Here is a 14,881-nt window from a genome sequence, read left to right as displayed (position 1 = left end):
GGACTCGAAAGTCATCGTCGCCATCAACAAGGACGAAGAGGCCCCGATCTTCCAGGTCGCCGACTACGGCCTGGTCGCAGACCTGTTCGACGCCGTCCCGGACCTGACCGGTAAACTCTGATTAACCAGCGAAATTGTATGATTCTTGACGGAAATCGTACGTTGGAAAATCCCCGAAAGGCCCGCCTCGCGCGGGCCTTTTATTTTGCCCGCAGGGACAGCGCGACGCCGCCCAGAACCACCCCGGCGGCGATGAGGAAGCGCAGGTCCGGCACCTCGGCCAGGAACAGCAGGCCACCGGCGATGGCGATCACCGGGACGGACAATTGCGCCACCGCGGCGCGCCCTGCCCCGAGCGCGGGCAGCAGGCTGTACCACAGCGCGTAGCCCAGACCCGAGGTCACAGCACCGGAGAGGACGGCAAGGAGGCTGCCCATCAGGGGCGGCGACTGGATCGGGACAGGGGCCAGCAGCCACAGGATGAAACCAAGCGGCGCGGCCAGAAGGAAGTTCGCGGCGGTCGCCTGCAAGGCATCGCCTGCGCGGCGGCCCACCAGCGAGTAGACTCCCCAACCGATCCCGGCCAGCACCATCATCGCCGCATTCGCAACCGGCACCGCCGCCCCCTGCCCCGTCGGCCACAGCAGCCACGCCAGACCGCCAAAGGCGACCAGCGCGCCCAGCCAGCGCAGGGGCGGCAAGGATTCGCGCGCCAGAACGGCCCCGGCGAACATCGTGATCTGCACGGTGCCGAACAGGATCAGCGCACCCAGCCCGGCGTCCAGCCGCATATAGGCCAGCGAAAACCCGAAGATGTAGAGGAGCAGCGACAGCACCCCGGCAACGCGCCCGGGCCCGCCAAGGGCGACGCCGCCTCGGAACAGCAGAGACAGCGCGGCCAGTGTCAGCCCGCCAGCGACCAGACGGATGGCGCCGAAGGTCATCGGGTCCATCCCAGCCTGAGACAGGCCCATCCGGTTCAGCACCGAATTGGCGGCAAAGGCGATCATGGTGAGGGCGGTCAGCAGAACGAGTTTCATGCGCAGAAGGTGGCACAACGCGCGCAAAAGAAAAGGCCCACCAAAAGGTGGGCCTTTCCAAAAATATGCGGGGGCGATTGCTCCCACAAACCCGATGGGTTTGTGATTACATCATGCCGCCCATGCCGCCCATGTCGGGCATGCCGCCGCCCGCGGGGGCGTCTTTTTGCGGCTTGTCGGCCACCATTGCTTCGGTGGTGATCAGCAGGCCAGCAACCGATGCCGCGTCTTCCAGAGCGGTACGGGTCACTTTGGCCGGGTCGATCACGCCGAACTTGAACATGTCGCCATATTCTTCGGTCTGAGCGTTGAAGCCGAAGGTCAGGTCGGTCGATTCACGAACCTTGCCGGCCACGACGGCGCCGTCGACGCCTGCGTTTTCAGCGATCTGACGCAGCGGGGCCTCGATGGCCTTGCGCACGATGGCGATACCGGCGTTCTGGTCGCTGTTGATGCCTTCCAGGCCGTCCAGGGACTTGCCTGCCTGCACCAGCGACACGCCGCCACCCACAACGATGCCTTCTTGGACGGCAGCGCGGGTTGCGTTCAGGGCGTCATCGACGCGGTCCTTACGCTCTTTCACTTCGACTTCGGTCATGCCGCCGACCTTGATCACGGCAACACCGCCGGCCAGCTTGGCCACGCGCTCTTGCAGCTTCTCACGGTCGTAGTCCGAGGTGGTTTCCTCGATCTGGGTGCGGATCTGAGCGACGCGCGCTTCGATCTCGGCCTTCTCGCCAGCACCGTCGACGATGGTGGTTTCGTCCTTGGTGATTGCGATTTTCTTGGCCGAACCCAGCATGTCGACGGTCACCGACTCCAGCTTCATGCCCAGGTCTTCGGAGATGACCTGACCGCCGGTCAGGATCGCGATGTCCTGCAGCATGGCCTTGCGGCGATCGCCGAAGCCCGGTGCCTTGACGGCTGCGATCTTCAGGCCGCCGCGCAGCTTGTTCACAACCAGGGTCGCCAGGGCTTCGCCTTCGACGTCCTCAGCGATGATCAGCAGGGGCTTTTGCGACTGGATCACCGATTCCAGCAGCGGAACCATCGGCTGCAGCGACGAGAGTTTCTTCTCGTGCAGCAGGATCATGCAGTCTTCCAGCTCGGCGATCATCTTGTCGGGGTTGGTGACGAAGTAGGGCGACAGGTAGCCACGGTCGAACTGCATGCCTTCGACCACGACGGTCTCGGTTTCCATGCCTTTGTTTTCTTCGACGGTGATGACGCCTTCGTTGCCGACTTTCTGCATCGCGTCAGCGATCTGACGGCCGATTTCAGCTTCGCCGTTGGCCGAGATGGTGCCGACTTGCGCGACTTCGTCGCTGTCCGCAACCGGACGGGCCGAGGCTTTGATCGCTTCGACGACACGGGCGGTTGCCAGGTCGATGCCGCGCTTCAGGTCCATCGGGTTCATGCCAGCTGCGACGGCTTTCATGCCTTCTTTGATGATGGCCTGAGCCAGCACGGTCGCGGTGGTGGTGCCGTCGCCGGCCTCGTCATTGGTACGCGAGGCGACTTCTTTCACCATTTGCGCGCCCATGTTTTCGAACTTGTCTTCCAGTTCGATTTCCTTGGCAACCGACACACCGTCCTTGGTGATGCGGGGCGCGCCGAAGGATTTGTCCAGAACCACGTTCCGGCCTTTCGGGCCCAGGGTCACCTTGACGGCGTCCGCCAGGATGTTGACACCCTTCAGCATCTTGTTGCGTGCGTCAGTGCCGAATTTTACGTCTTTTGCAGCCATGAGAGCTTCTCCTGTATCTCAGAATTTATGGGCGACAATCAGGCCAGGATGCCCATGATGTCGGATTCTTTCATGATCAGCAGCTCTTCGCCGTCGATGGTGATCTCGGTGCCCGACCATTTGCCGAACAGGATGCGATCGCCAGCTTTGACGTCCATTGCAATGCGGTCACCGTCGTCGTCTTTCGCGCCCGCGCCGACTGCGACAACCAGGCCCTCGGCCGGTTTCTCTTTTGCGCTATCGGGGATGATCAGACCGCCCTTGGTCTTCTCTTCGCTTTCCACGCGGCGAACCAGCACGCGGTCATGAAGCGGAGTAAATGCCATCTCTGAGGCTCCTTGCTCAAAGTTTTCCTTGGCCCCCTTCTCATTAAGCAGGGCCGTTAGCACTCACCCTTGTCGAGTGCTAACGGCGCATAGCTAAGGAGCAGAAATGCCCGAGTCAACCGGAGGAACACGCATTTTGGGGGAAATTCGTCGCTGCAATGCAGCGATCAGGCAGGGGTATTCAGGGCGGTTTGCCCCGCGTCGGACAGGGCGTAGACGCCGGTGCCGATCTTGTCGAACCAGCCGTAATGGTTGTCGCGCATCAGCCGTGTGGCGTGCGGCACCTGCGCGGATTTGGCGACAACCGCGCCTTTGCTGGGGCCGTGCTCGGCCAGATAGGCGGCGCAGCGCAGCGCCTCTTGCCGGTACGAGGTGACGAGGCCCTGCCGCACGGTGCCGCCCTGATTGGGATCGCCGTGGCGGCGGGTGAATTCGGCCATCAGCCCGGCCTGACGCTTCTTGATCTTGCGGGGCTGGAACGGCGCGGGATCGTGGTGGACCTGGAGTTCCTGGCTGTCGGGATGCACCGAGATCACCCCCAGACCCAGCCGTTTGCACAGCGCCAGATTGGCCTTGAACGCCCGCCAACCGGGTTTGCCCGACCAGCGCGGCACGGCGACATAGACCTGATCCGTCACCGATTGCCGCGCGGTGGCCTGGTGCAGCAGGGTCAACGAAAAGCCGGTCTTCAGCTCGACGATCACCGGGTCATCGCCGTCGCGCAAGGCCATCACGTCGGCGGCGCCGATCTCGGATTTCACCTGATACCCCAAGGCCTCGAAAAAGGCCTTCACGGGCGGGTAAAGATCGGTTTCGGCAAATTTCGGCATGGTCCGGTTCCGATTGCCGCAGCGCGGCATGAGCAGGTGACAAAGCCCCATCTGATGCGTATAAGGCGCGCAAAACAACCCCATTCGAATAGGAATCCGCAATGACCATCCAGGTTTTCGGCCACAAATCCCCTGACACCGACTCGACCGGATCGCCCATCGTCTGGGCCTGGTACCTGAACGAAGTCAAAGGCACCGCCGCCAAACCCGTGCTGCTGGGCGAACCCAACACCGAAGCCGCCTTTGTTCTGAAGCGCTGGAACCTGGACAAGCCCGAGATCATCAGCGGCGTCGACGCCGGTGCGCCGGTCGTCATCGTGGACACCAACAACCCCGCCGAGCTGCCCGCCGACATCAACAAGGCCGACATCCTGGCAATCATCGACCACCACAAGCTGGTCGGCGGCCTGGAAACCAAAGGCCCGATCGACATCACCATCCGTCCGCTGGCCTGCACCGCCACCATCATGGTCGACCTGATGGGCGACGACGCCGCCAAGATGCCCGACGCCATCAAGGGCGCGGCGCTGAGCTGCATCATCTCGGACACGCTGGAGTTCCGCTCGCCGACCACCACGCCGCATGACCGCGAAGTCGTCGAGAAACTGGCCGCCGAGCTGGGCATCGACGTCGCCGCCTATGCCGCCGAAATGTTCGAAGCCAAGTCGGACGTGTCGGCGTTCTCGGATGCCGAACTGCTGCGCATGGACTCGAAAGAGTACAACGTGGACGGCAAGGAATTCCGCGTCTCGGTTCTGGAAACCACCGCGCCCAAGCTGATCCTGGACCGCAAGGACAGCCTGATGGCCTCGATGGTGGACGTGGCCAAGGAAGACGGCGCCGACCAGGTGCTGCTGTTCGTTGTGGACATCCTGAACGAAGAAGCCACCCTGCTGGTCCCCAACGATCTGGTGAAAACCGTGGCCGAGAAATCGTTCGGCGCAACCGTGACCGGCGACCTGGTCGTGCTGCCCGGCATCATGTCGCGCAAAAAGCAGATCATCCCGAACCTGAAGGTCTGATCTGCCTTCGATTTGACGGAAAGGGCGCCCCTTTGGGCGCCCTTTTTCGTTCCGGCCGGGGTGGGGCGCAAAATTCTTTCAAAGAATTTTGTCCGGAAACTTTGAAAGTTTCCGGCACCCGGCGTTTTCGGGTGGAGGGGAACCCGCCCGGATGGCATAGGGTTGTCCCACAGATATACCCCAGCCGAAGGCTCGTCTCATGTCCCAGATCATCACCGCCCTGTCCCAGATTTCCGGCCGCTACGACGCGCTGTTCGTGGACCTGTGGGGCTGTGTGCATGACGGCGTGCGCGCCCTGCCCGACGCGGTTGCAGCGCTGCAGGCCTATCGCAAGAAGGGCGGCGTCGTCGTGCTGGTCACCAACAGCCCCAAGCCCCGCAAGGGGGTCGAGGTGCAGCTGAAGAAGTTCGGCGTGCCCGAGGATGCCTGGGACACCATCGCCACCAGCGGCGACTCGGCACGCTCGGCCATGTTCCGGGGGGTCGTCGGTGAAAAGGTGTTCTTCATGGGCGAGTGGGAGCGGGACGAGGAGTTTTTCCAGCCGCTCAAGCTGATCGAAGACCCTCTCGACATCCAGCTGGTCGCGCTGGAAGAGGCCGAGGGCATCGTCTGCTGCGGCCCGTTCGATCCGATGGCGGACCCGGCCACGCTGCGGCCCGAGCTGCTGTACGCCAAGACCAAGGGGATGAAACTGCTCTGCGCCAACCCCGACATCGTGGTGGACCGGGGCGAGGTGCGCGAATGGTGCGCCGGCGCGGTGGCGCGGCTGTACACGGAAATGGGCGGGGAAAGCCTGTTCTTCGGCAAGCCGCACCCGCCGATCTATGATCTGGCGCGACGCCGGCTGTTTGCCTTGGGCCATGACATCCCCGACGCCAACATCCTGGCCATCGGCGACGGCGCACAGACGGATGTGCGCGGCGCGATGGGCGAGGATCTGGACAGCCTGTTCATCAGCGGCGGGCTGGCGCGCGAGAACACCAAGACCACCCACAGCCCCGACCCCGCTGCGCTGGAGACCTATCTGGAGGGCGAAATGGTCGCGCCGACTTATACCATCGGACAACTGCGCTAAGGCCAAATAGGGCTTGCGATTCTGCATTCGCAAAGTAATAAAGTTCCACAAATCGGCGCCCTGGCGTCACGAATATTACTTGCCGAGATTCCGGAGGACGCAGACATGAGCGAGATTCAACGCGGCACCATCTATATCGACGAAATCGAACTGGGCATGAAACGCTCGGTCACCAAGGAAGTCACCGACAAGGACATCGAGATGTTCGCCGAGGTCTCGACCGACCATAACCCGGTGCACCTGGACGACGATTTCGCCAAGGGCACCATGTTCAAGGGCCGCATCGCGCATGGGATGCTGTCGGCGGGGCTGATCTCGGCGGTGATCGGAGAACAGCTGCCGGGCCACGGCACGATCTACATGGGCCAGACGCTGAAATTCCTGGCCCCCGTGCGCCCCGGTGACGTGGTGACGGCCGAGGTCGAAGTGACCGCCGTGATCCCCGAAAAGCGCCGCGTGACGATGGCCACCCGCTGCCTGGTCGGCGGCAAAGAGGTGCTGTCGGGCGAGGCCACTGTTCTGGCCCCCTCGCGCTAAGCGTACAGAAACTGCGCCGGGGCCGCACCGTCCCGGCGCTTCGCGGCTTGCGCGGCGCGGAAATGGGCGCTACGCCTGCCTCATGCGCATCATCCGAGACTACAGCTTTGTGAATGACGCGGACCGGGGTGCCTCGGTCGCGATCGGCAATTTCGACGGGGTTCATCTGGGCCACCGCGCGGTGATCGACATCGCCCGCAAGGCCGGAGAGGCAATCGGCGCGCCGCTGGGCGTGATGACGTTCGAGCCGCACCCGCGCCAGTATTTCGCCCCCGACGCCCCCGCCTTTCGCCTGATGAGCCGCGAGGCAAAAGCGCACCGGCTGGAAAAGCTGGGCGTGCAGAAACTGTACGAGCTGAACTTTAACGCCGCCCTGTCCGGCCTGACGCCCGAAGCCTTTGCGCAGAAGGTGATCAAGGACGGGCTGGGGCTGAAACATGTCGTCGTGGGTGCGGATTTCTGTTTCGGCAAGGGGCGCAAAGGCTCGGTCGCGGATCTGAAGCGGTTCGGGGTCGAGATGGGCTTTGGCGTCACCGTGGCCGAGCTGGTCGAGGGGGACACGGGCGAGGTGTCCTCGACCGCGATCCGGCAGGCGCTGAGCGATGGCCGCCCCCGCGATGCGGCGGCGATGCTGGGGCATTGGCACCGGATGGACGGCACCGTGATCGGCGGCGATCAACGCGGGCGCGATCTGGGTTTCCCGACGGCGAACATGAATATCGACGGGCTGCACCAGCCGAAATTCGGCGTCTACGCGGTGCTGGTGGACGTGCTGGAAGGCCCGCACAAGGGCAGCTATCACGGCGCGGCCAGCCTTGGGATGCGGCCGATGTTCAACGGACAGTCGCCCAACCTTGAGACCTATATCTTTGATTTCAAAGGCGATATCTACGGCGCGCCGATCTCGGTCGGGCTGGTGGATTACCTGCGCCCCGAGGCCAAGTTCGACAGTCTGGACGCACTGATCACCCAGATGGATGCCGATTGCGACAAGGCGCGGCAGATCCTGGCGGCGCTATGACCGCCCTGCGCCCCCGGTTCTGGGAAACGATCCCGCCTGAGAAGATGACCCGCGACGAGTGGGAGGCCCTGTGCGACGGCTGCGGCAAATGCTGCCTGAACAAGCTGGAGGACGAGGAAACCGGCGTCGTGGTGCTGACCCGCGTGGCGTGCCGCCTGCTGGACGACGACAGCTGCCGGTGCAGCCAATACCCGATCCGCCACCAGTTCGTGCCCGAATGCATCGTGCTGAAACCCGGCAATATCGACGACAACCTGTACTGGATGCCCGAAACCTGCGCCTATAAGCTGCTGTGGACGGGCAAACGGCTGTTCGACTGGCACCCGCTGATCTCGGGCGATGCAGACAGCGTGCACCGGGCGGGGGTCTCGGTGCAGGGCATGACGGTGCCCGAGTTCGAAATCGACGAGGACGACTGGGAAGAATACATCATCGAGGAGCCGACCTGATGTTTTTTGCATCCGACAATTCCGGGCCTGTTCACCCGCAGGTGATGGCCGCTGTGCAGGCCGCGAACGAGGGCTACGCGCTGGGATACGGCGCCGATGCGCAGATGACCGAGGTGCGCGCGACGCTCCGCGATCTGTTCGAGGCCCCCGAGGCGGCGGTCTATCTGGTGGCGACGGGGACGGCTGCAAACTCGCTGGCCTTGGCGACGCTGTGCCAGCCGTGGCAGACGGTGTTCTGCGCCCCCCACGCGCATATCCACGAGGATGAGTGCAACGCGCCGGAGTTCTACTCGGGCGGGGCCAAGCTGACGCTGGTCGGGTCCGAGGACCGGATGACGGCGGACGCGCTGCGCGCGACGATTCTGGCCGAGGGCACGCGGGGCGTTCACGGGCCGCAGCGCGGTCCGGTCAGCATCACGCAGGTGACGGAACGCGGGCAGGTCTATTCGCTGGACGAGCTGCAGGCGCTGACGGCTGTGGCCAAGGAATTCGGGCTGCCCGCCTTTATGGACGGGGCGCGGTTTGCGAATGCGCTGGTGGCACTTGACTGCTCGCCCGCCGAGATGACGTGGAAATCTGGCATCGACGCGGTGTCGTTTGGCGGCACCAAGAACGGTTGCATGGGCGTCGAGGCGGTGGTGATCTTCGACCCGGCCAAGGCGTGGGAATTCGAGCTGCGCCGCAAACGCGGGGCGCATTTGTTCTCGAAACACCGGTATCTGTCGGCGCAGATGCAGGGCTATCTGCGGGACGGGCTGTGGCTGGACACCGCGCGGGCGGCCAATGCGGCGGCCGAGCGGCTGGAGGCCGGGCTGGCCGGTGTTGCGGGGGTCAAGCTGCTGTTCCCCCGGCAAGCCAACATGCTGTTCATCGACGCGCCGCGCGCGTGGCACCAACGGATGCAGGCGGCCGGCGCGGTCTATTACATCACGCGCGGCGAGCTGGAGGGGGATGACCCCGACGAGCTGTTGACCGGGCGGTTCGTCTGCGACTGGTCGATCGGCGCGGCGCGCGTCGATCAGTTCCTGGCGCTGGCGCAGGGCTAGGCCGGAACGCCCCCCAGGAAATCACGGATCAGGGTGCCCACCTCTTGGGGGTGGGTGATCGGCAGCATGTGGCCGCTGTCAGGGACGATCACGCGGCGCGCATGTGGCAGGCGGCGTTCCAGCCCTTCGTTGACCAGACCCAGAATCTCGGGCGATTTCGCGCCTTCCAGCAGCAGCGTCGGGTAGGGAATGGTTTCCAGCGCGCCGGACGACAGCATGCGGCCCGAATCCTCCTCGACCGCGGGACGGGCCGAGATGATGGCGCCGAACCGCTTGGTCATGTTCTGGCGCATCTGTTCGGGCAGGCTGTCCCACGGCATATCCTCGTCGCCCCACAGCTCGTTGAACGCCTTGGTGGCGGCGGTCATGTCGCCGCGCGCCATCGCCTCCATCTGGGCGGCCTCGCGGGCGCGGTGACGCTCTAGCAATCCCGGCACATCGGCGAAGGCAACGGCGAAGAACACCGGCTCGATCAGGGTGAGGGAGCGGACGAGTTGGGGATGCTCGATCGCTAGGCGCAGGGCGACGGTGCCGCCGAAACTGTGGCCGATCACGTCAACGGGGCCGGCGGGGAAATCAGCCGCCATCGCAGTGGTGACGGCCTGAATGTCGGCGCGGTTGTCCCAATCGTCGGACCGGCCGTGGCCGGGGATGTCGAAGGCGGTCATGTGCAGCAGGTCGGACAATTGCCCGGCCAGCGCCGTCCACGCCCCCGAATGCGACAGCGAGCAATGGATCATCAACGCCTCGCGCGGGCCATGCCCGAATTCGCGCCAGAAAGTCGGGTAGCCCCCGCGAGTGTCTTTAGGCATGGATCAGAGATTTCCCTGCAAGTGTTGATCGAGGTCGTCCAGACTGTCCTGACCCCAGAATTTCTGCCCGGAATCAACCACGTAGAACGGAGATCCAAAGACCCCCGTCGACACGGCGCTTTCCAGGTTGGCGGCGTAGGCTTCGGCCCCGGCCAGCATGCCGGTCAGGGTCAGCGAGGGGTCGAAGCCGTGGGTCTTCAGCGCGGCGCCGATGACGGCATCGTCCGAGATGTCCTGCTCTTCAACCCACGAAGCGCGCAGCAGGCCGTGCACCAGCCCGCCCAGATCGCCGCCGCCAGCCGATTGCGCCGCGATGATCGCGTAGGACGCGGGCGCGGCATTCACGGGCCAGAAGGCGGGCTTCATGTTCAAGGGCATCCCCAGCTTGCGTGCGGTGCGCGGCAGAACCTGCGCGCGATAGTCGATCCGCGAGGGGTGACGCTGCCCAACAGGCACGCCGCCAGTTCGCGGGAATGCGGCCATCAAATCAAACGGTTTGTAGGTGATACTTGCGCCGTTGCGCTGCGCGATCTCCTCTAACCGGGTGCCCGCCAGATAGGTATACGGCGACAGCATCGAGAAATAGTAATCAATATGTGGCATTTGTGCCCCTCCCCCATGTGCATAGCTTTGCCTGACCGTAGTCAGATGCTAAGGGGTGTCAACGTCACGAATCTGTCATTCCGACCGCTCAGGCCGACCACTCTGGGGAAGCACTCACAATGCCCAATCTGAACGAACCGAAGCTGATTGCCGGGAACGCCAACCTGCCACTGGCGAAATCCATCGCGCGCCGCATGTCCATCCATCGTGGAATGAACATCGGGCTGGTCAACGCCCGCGTCGAGCGGTTCAACGACCAGGAAATCTTTGTCGAGATGTATGAAAACGTCCGCGGCGAAGACATGTTCATCATTCAGCCGACCTCGAACCCGGCGAACGACAACCTGATGGAGCTGCTGATCATCACCGACGCGCTGCGCCGGTCGTCGGCCGCCCGGATCACCGCCGTGATCCCCTATTTCGGCTATGCCCGCCAGGACCGCCGCACCAAGGCCCGCACGCCCATCAGCGCCAAGCTGGTCGCCAACATGATGGTCGAGGCCGGGATCGAGCGCATCCTGACGCTGGACCTGCACGCCGCACAGATCCAGGGCTTCTTCGACATTCCGGTGGACAACCTGTATGCCAGCCCGATCTTCGCGCTGGACATCAAGGCCCAGTTCGAGGGCAGCCTGCAGGACGTGATGGTCGTGTCGCCCGACGTCGGCGGCGTGGCCCGCGCGCGCGAGCTGGCCAAACGTATCAACGCCCCGCTGTCGATCGTGGACAAACGCCGCGAAAAGCCGGGTGAAGTGGCCGAAATGACCGTGATCGGTGACGTGCGCGGCAAGAAGTGCATCATCGTCGATGACATGTGCGACACCGCCGGCACGCTGTGCAAGGCCGCCGAGATCCTGATGGAACACGGCGCGACCGAGGTGCACTCGTATATTTCGCACGGGGTTCTGTCGGGCCCGGCGGTGGAACGGATCACCAACTCGGTGATGAAGTCGCTGGTGATCACCGACTCGATCCAGCCGACCGAGGCCGTGCTGAACACCCCCAACATCCGCATCCTGCCGACCGCACCGATGTTCGCCCAGGCGATCCTGAACATCTGGAACGGCACCTCGGTGTCGTCGCTGTTCGAGACCGAGACGCTGGAGCCGATCTACGAAGGCCAGTTCAAGCCCTGATCGGGCTTAGACGTCCCACATATCCTCGTCGCGGGCCTGCCCGATTGCCAGCCAACTGGCGCGGGCCCGCGCGATCCGCGTGTTTCCCCAGGTGCGAAACACGATCTCGAACCCCTTCGGCGTGATCTTGTCCGCAAAGATGTCGCCGCGCACGTTCGTCGAATAATCCACATCCCACAGTGACAACGCGACCTGCACCACCGGCGCCTCGGCAAAGGGGGTGTCGAAACGCACCTTGGTGCGGCGCTCGCGATTGCCCTGCTCGGTCCACATTGGCCCGCCCGAGGAGAAATCCTCGAACAGATCCTCGTTGCCCTGGGCAATCCCCACGCGGCCAGCGTTCAGAGTTTTCATGTCGCGCTTCCGTTCTGTGCAGCAACGATTTTTTACGCGGCACGGGGTTCAGGGCAAGGAAAAAGGCCCCGCACTGCGGGGCCTTTTCCAAGTGTCTTAGCGGTTTGCGCCGTCTCAGAGGTTCGAGACGTTCGGGTCCAGACCGATATGGGTGCCCATTGCGACCATGTCGGCCAGCAGCTTGGCTGCATCATCGACCGGACCGGGTTCGTTCTTGAACACTTCTTTGGCCTTGTTCAGCGCATCCGAAGCCGCCTTGAGCATCTCGTTCAGATGCTCTTGGGTCACTTCGGCACGCGGGATGGCGCGTTCGGCCAGGACCGAGATCCCGTCAGCAGTGATTTCGGCGAAACCGCCGGTCACCACGTATTCGGTCTCGCCCGCCGGACCCGTCACCCGCAGAACGCCGGGGCGCAGGGTGGTGATGGTCGGGGCATGGCCGGCCATCGCCGTCATGTCACCGGCCGCACCCGGGATCTGAACCTGTTCAGCCTGAAGCGAAGCAAGGCTCCGCTCGGGGCTGACCAGATCGAATTGCACAGTCTCAGCCATTTGGGCCCTCCTTAGGCGGCCTCAGCTGCCAGCTTCTCTGCTTTTGCGATCACTTCCTCGATGCCGCCAACCATGTAGAAGGCTGCCTCGGGCAGGTGGTCGTATTCGCCAGCGACAACGGCCTTGAACGACGAGATCGTGTCTTCCAGGGGAACCTGAACGCCGTCCGAACCGGTGAACACTTTTGCCACGTCGAAGGGCTGCGACAGGAAACGCTGGATCTTACGAGCGCGCTGAACGGTCAGTTTGTCTTCTTCCGACAGTTCGTCCATGCCCAGGATCGCGATGATGTCCTGCAGCGACTTGTAGCGCTGGAGGATACCCTGAACCTGGAAGGCCACGTTGTAGTGCTCTTCGCCAACGACGGCCGGGTCCATCAGACGCGAGGACGAGTCGAGCGGGTCCACGGCGGGGTAGATGCCGAGTTCCGAGATCGCACGCGACAGAACGGTGGTTGCGTCGAGGTGGGCGAAGGTGGTTGCCGGCGCGGGGTCGGTAAGGTCGTCCGCGGGAACGTACACGGCCTGGATCGAGGTGATCGAGCCGTTCTTCGTCGAGGTGATGCGTTCCTGCATCGCACCCATGTCGGTGGCCAGCGTCGGCTGGTAGCCCACTGCCGAGGGGATACGACCCAGCAGTGCCGACACTTCGGAACCTGCCTGGGTAAAGCGGAAGATGTTGTCCACGAAGAACAGAACGTCGGTACCGGACTGGTCACGGAACTGTTCTGCCAGGGTCAGACCGGTCAGAGCAACACGAGCACGTGCCCCCGGAGGTTCGTTCATCTGGCCGTAAACCAGTGCCACCTGCGATTCTTCCAGGTTATCGGGCTTGATAACGTTGGATTCGATCATCTCGTGGTACAGGTCGTTCCCTTCACGGGTCCGTTCACCAACACCTGCGAACACCGAGAAACCCGAGTGCACTTTTGCGATGTTGTTGATCAGTTCCATGATCAGAACGGTCTTGCCCACGCCGGCGCCGCCGAACAGGCCGATCTTGCCGCCCTTCGAGTAGGGAGCCAGCAGGTCGATGACCTTGATGCCGGTGACCAGGATTTCCGATTCAGTCGACTGTTCGTTGAACTCGGGTGCGGGCTGGTGGATGGCGCGGGTCTCGGTCGCGTTGACCGGGCCCTTTTCGTCCACGGGCTCGCCCACGACGTTCAGAATGCGGCCCAGGGTCGCGTTGCCGACGGGAACCGAGATCGGACCGCCGGTGTCGGTGACTGCCTGACCGCGAACCAGACCTTCGGTTGCGTCCATTGCGATGGTACGAACGGTGTTTTCACCCAGGTGCTGGGCAACTTCCAGAACCAGTTTCTTACCATTGTTTTCGGTGTTCAGTGCGTTGAGGATCTCCGGCAGGTGATCTTCGAACTGCACGTCCACAACGGCGCCGATCACCTGAGTGATTTTGCCTTTTGCGTTTGCCATGTGTCGTATCTCCGGTTCTTAGAGCGCTTCGGCGCCCGAGATGATTTCAATAAGCTCGTTGGTGATCACGGCCTGACGCGAGCGGTTGAACTCGATGGTCAGTTGGTCGATCATGTCACCCGCGTTGCGCGTCGCGTTGTCCATGGCGGACATGCGCGCCCCCTGTTCCGACGCCGCATTTTCCAGCAGAGCCGAGAAGATCTGGGTGGCGACACCACGCGGCAGCAGGTCAGCCAGGATGGCCTCTTCATCCGGCTCGTAGTCGTACAGGGTGGCGGCCGCATCGGCTTCGCCCTGCTCGAACTTGGCAGGAATGATCTGCTGCACGGTCGGGATCTGCGAGATCACCGACTCGAAGCGGTTGAAAAAGATCGTGGCCACATCGAACTCGCCCGCGTCGAAACGGTTGAGCAGATCACGCGCGATGTTCTGCGCGTTCACGTAGCCGATGGTTTTCACCTCGGACAGATCCACGTGACCAACGGACAGATGCCCCAGGTCCCGCTTCAGCTGTTCACGGCCTTTCTTGCCGACGGTCAGGATCTTGACCGTCTTGCCCTGTGCCAGCAGCTGTTGCGCCTTGGCACGGGCGGTTTTCACGATCGAGCTGTTGAAGCCGCCGCACAGGCCGCGTTCAGCAGTCATCACGACCAGCAGATGAACCTGGTCGTTGCCGGTGCCGCTCAGCAGTTTCGGAGCACTGTCCGAACCACCAACCGACGCGGCCAGCCCGGACAGAACGGCGTTGAACCGTTCTGCGTAGGGACGACCGGCTTCGGCAGCTTCCTGCGCGCGGCGAAGTTTCGCCGCGGCAACCATCTGCATGGCCTTGGTGATCTTACGAGTGTTTTTCACACTCTCGATCCGGTTTTTAAGGTCCTTAAGACTCGGCATC

Annotated in this window: 17 protein-coding genes and 1 pseudogene; 8 read left to right on the top strand and 10 right to left on the bottom strand. The window is 63.3% G+C overall.

What is annotated here, in order from left to right; genetic code table 11:
- Positions 1–121, top strand: a pseudogene (locus E7681_RS16500) (electron transfer flavoprotein subunit alpha/FixB family protein); the annotation flags it as partial.
- A gap of 79 nt (positions 122–200) precedes the next feature.
- On the opposite strand, the gene E7681_RS16495 reads toward E7681_RS16500, so the two are convergent.
- The 4 genes from E7681_RS16495 to E7681_RS16480 all read right to left on the bottom strand — a co-directional run bounded on the left by E7681_RS16495 (position 201) and on the right by E7681_RS16480 (position 3,943).
- On the bottom strand, positions 201–1,040 hold the full coding sequence (locus E7681_RS16495) for a DMT family transporter (RefSeq protein ID WP_136340365.1): 840 nt from the start codon (positions 1,038–1,040) through the stop codon (positions 201–203).
- A 106-nt stretch (positions 1,041–1,146) separates the two neighbouring features.
- Positions 1,147–2,787 (bottom strand): chaperonin GroEL, encoded by a 1,641-nt coding sequence (gene groL, locus E7681_RS16490; RefSeq protein ID WP_136340364.1) that lies wholly within the window; start codon positions 2,785–2,787, stop codon positions 1,147–1,149.
- Between the two features lie 38 nt (positions 2,788–2,825).
- Positions 2,826–3,113, bottom strand: a complete 288-nt coding sequence (locus tag E7681_RS16485; RefSeq protein ID WP_136340363.1) for a co-chaperone GroES — start codon at positions 3,111–3,113, stop codon at positions 2,826–2,828.
- Positions 3,114–3,280: 167 nt separating this feature from the next.
- Positions 3,281–3,943: a DUF2161 domain-containing phosphodiesterase gene (locus tag E7681_RS16480; RefSeq protein ID WP_136340362.1), complete on the bottom strand. Its 663-nt coding sequence runs from the start codon at positions 3,941–3,943 to the stop codon at positions 3,281–3,283.
- A 101-nt stretch (positions 3,944–4,044) separates the two neighbouring features.
- On the opposite strand from E7681_RS16480, the gene E7681_RS16475 reads away from it, so the two are divergent.
- The 6 genes from E7681_RS16475 to E7681_RS16450 all read left to right on the top strand — a co-directional run bounded on the left by E7681_RS16475 (position 4,045) and on the right by E7681_RS16450 (position 9,093).
- Positions 4,045–4,965: a manganese-dependent inorganic pyrophosphatase gene (locus E7681_RS16475; protein ID WP_136340361.1), complete on the top strand. Its 921-nt coding sequence runs from the start codon at positions 4,045–4,047 to the stop codon at positions 4,963–4,965.
- 199 nt (positions 4,966–5,164) lie between these two features.
- Entirely contained in the window at positions 5,165–6,040 is an 876-nt protein-coding gene (locus E7681_RS16470; RefSeq protein WP_136340360.1) for a TIGR01459 family HAD-type hydrolase, read from the top strand.
- 105 nt (positions 6,041–6,145) lie between these two features.
- Positions 6,146–6,577 (top strand): MaoC family dehydratase, encoded by a 432-nt coding sequence (locus E7681_RS16465; RefSeq protein ID WP_136340359.1) that lies wholly within the window; start codon positions 6,146–6,148, stop codon positions 6,575–6,577.
- A gap of 82 nt (positions 6,578–6,659) precedes the next feature.
- Positions 6,660–7,598, top strand: coding sequence for a bifunctional riboflavin kinase/FAD synthetase (locus E7681_RS16460; protein ID WP_136340358.1), 939 nt, complete (start codon positions 6,660–6,662; stop codon positions 7,596–7,598).
- Positions 7,595–8,047, top strand: a complete 453-nt coding sequence (locus E7681_RS16455; RefSeq protein WP_136340357.1) for a YcgN family cysteine cluster protein — start codon at positions 7,595–7,597, stop codon at positions 8,045–8,047. The genes E7681_RS16460 and E7681_RS16455 overlap by 4 nt, the downstream gene beginning before the upstream one ends.
- On the top strand, positions 8,047–9,093 hold the full coding sequence (locus E7681_RS16450) for a threonine aldolase family protein (RefSeq protein ID WP_136340356.1): 1,047 nt from the start codon (positions 8,047–8,049) through the stop codon (positions 9,091–9,093). The genes E7681_RS16455 and E7681_RS16450 overlap by 1 nt, the downstream gene beginning before the upstream one ends.
- Here the strand turns inward: E7681_RS16450 and E7681_RS16445 are convergent.
- Positions 9,090–9,905, bottom strand: coding sequence for an alpha/beta fold hydrolase (locus E7681_RS16445; RefSeq protein ID WP_136340355.1), 816 nt, complete (start codon positions 9,903–9,905; stop codon positions 9,090–9,092). The two genes, E7681_RS16450 and E7681_RS16445, sit on opposite strands and share 4 nt — an antisense overlap.
- A 3-nt stretch (positions 9,906–9,908) precedes the next feature.
- The gene (locus tag E7681_RS16440) at positions 9,909–10,508 is read right to left on the bottom strand and encodes a 2-hydroxychromene-2-carboxylate isomerase (RefSeq protein WP_136340354.1); all 600 of its coding nucleotides are present in this window, start codon (positions 10,506–10,508) and stop codon (positions 9,909–9,911) included.
- A 119-nt stretch (positions 10,509–10,627) separates the two neighbouring features.
- On the opposite strand from E7681_RS16440, the gene E7681_RS16435 reads away from it, so the two are divergent.
- Positions 10,628–11,644 carry a ribose-phosphate pyrophosphokinase gene (locus E7681_RS16435; protein WP_136340353.1) on the top strand — a complete coding sequence of 339 codons (1,017 nt, stop codon included), beginning with the start codon at positions 10,628–10,630 and terminating at the stop codon, positions 11,642–11,644.
- Between the two features lie 6 nt (positions 11,645–11,650).
- On the opposite strand, the gene E7681_RS16430 is transcribed toward E7681_RS16435, so the two are convergent.
- From E7681_RS16430 to E7681_RS16415, 4 genes are all read right to left on the bottom strand, one after another.
- Positions 11,651–11,998 carry an H-type lectin domain-containing protein gene (locus E7681_RS16430; protein WP_136340352.1) on the bottom strand — a complete coding sequence of 116 codons (348 nt, stop codon included), beginning with the start codon at positions 11,996–11,998 and terminating at the stop codon, positions 11,651–11,653.
- Positions 11,999–12,112: 114 nt separating this feature from the next.
- Positions 12,113–12,550, bottom strand: coding sequence for a F0F1 ATP synthase subunit epsilon (locus E7681_RS16425; RefSeq protein ID WP_136340351.1), 438 nt, complete (start codon positions 12,548–12,550; stop codon positions 12,113–12,115).
- 11 nt (positions 12,551–12,561) lie between these two features.
- On the bottom strand, positions 12,562–13,986 hold the full coding sequence (gene atpD, locus E7681_RS16420) for a F0F1 ATP synthase subunit beta (protein WP_136340350.1): 1,425 nt from the start codon (positions 13,984–13,986) through the stop codon (positions 12,562–12,564).
- Positions 13,987–14,004: 18 nt separating this feature from the next.
- Complete coding sequence (locus E7681_RS16415) at positions 14,005–14,880, bottom strand: F0F1 ATP synthase subunit gamma (RefSeq protein WP_136340349.1); 876 nt, start codon at positions 14,878–14,880, stop codon at positions 14,005–14,007.
- Position 14,881: the final 1 nt, after the last annotated feature.

This window comes from Thalassobius vesicularis, assembly GCF_004799325.1.
In the GTDB taxonomy this organism is placed as follows: domain Bacteria; phylum Pseudomonadota; class Alphaproteobacteria; order Rhodobacterales; family Rhodobacteraceae; genus Thalassobius; species Thalassobius vesicularis.
Note: the sequence above shows the minus strand (reverse complement) of the source record. Positions and strands in the feature narration are given on the sequence as shown.

Bases quoted from the DNA above. Each gene is read 5' to 3' on its own strand.
- E7681_RS16465 (WP_136340359.1), top strand. From the start codon at position 6,146: ATGAGCGAGATTCAACGCGGCACCATCTATATCGACGAAATCGAACTG.
- E7681_RS16435 (WP_136340353.1), top strand. From the start codon at position 10,628: ATGCCCAATCTGAACGAACCGAAGCTGATTGCCGGGAACGCCAACCTG.
- E7681_RS16445 (WP_136340355.1), bottom strand. From the start codon at position 9,905: ATGCCTAAAGACACTCGCGGGGGCTACCCGACTTTCTGGCGCGAATTC.
- E7681_RS16485 (WP_136340363.1), bottom strand. From the start codon at position 3,113: ATGGCATTTACTCCGCTTCATGACCGCGTGCTGGTTCGCCGCGTGGAA.
- E7681_RS16440 (WP_136340354.1), bottom strand. From the start codon at position 10,508: ATGCCACATATTGATTACTATTTCTCGATGCTGTCGCCGTATACCTAT.
- E7681_RS16460 (WP_136340358.1), top strand. From the start codon at position 6,660: ATGCGCATCATCCGAGACTACAGCTTTGTGAATGACGCGGACCGGGGT.
- E7681_RS16455 (WP_136340357.1), top strand. From the start codon at position 7,595: ATGACCGCCCTGCGCCCCCGGTTCTGGGAAACGATCCCGCCTGAGAAG.
- E7681_RS16425 (WP_136340351.1), bottom strand. From the start codon at position 12,550: ATGGCTGAGACTGTGCAATTCGATCTGGTCAGCCCCGAGCGGAGCCTT.
- E7681_RS16475 (WP_136340361.1), top strand. From the start codon at position 4,045: ATGACCATCCAGGTTTTCGGCCACAAATCCCCTGACACCGACTCGACC.
- groL (WP_136340364.1), bottom strand. From the start codon at position 2,787: ATGGCTGCAAAAGACGTAAAATTCGGCACTGACGCACGCAACAAGATG.
- E7681_RS16495 (WP_136340365.1), bottom strand. From the start codon at position 1,040: ATGAAACTCGTTCTGCTGACCGCCCTCACCATGATCGCCTTTGCCGCC.
- E7681_RS16470 (WP_136340360.1), top strand. From the start codon at position 5,165: ATGTCCCAGATCATCACCGCCCTGTCCCAGATTTCCGGCCGCTACGAC.
- atpD (WP_136340350.1), bottom strand. From the start codon at position 13,986: ATGGCAAACGCAAAAGGCAAAATCACTCAGGTGATCGGCGCCGTTGTG.
- E7681_RS16430 (WP_136340352.1), bottom strand. From the start codon at position 11,998: ATGAAAACTCTGAACGCTGGCCGCGTGGGGATTGCCCAGGGCAACGAG.
- E7681_RS16480 (WP_136340362.1), bottom strand. From the start codon at position 3,943: ATGCCGAAATTTGCCGAAACCGATCTTTACCCGCCCGTGAAGGCCTTT.
- E7681_RS16415 (WP_136340349.1), bottom strand. From the start codon at position 14,880: ATGCCGAGTCTTAAGGACCTTAAAAACCGGATCGAGAGTGTGAAAAAC.
- E7681_RS16450 (WP_136340356.1), top strand. From the start codon at position 8,047: ATGTTTTTTGCATCCGACAATTCCGGGCCTGTTCACCCGCAGGTGATG.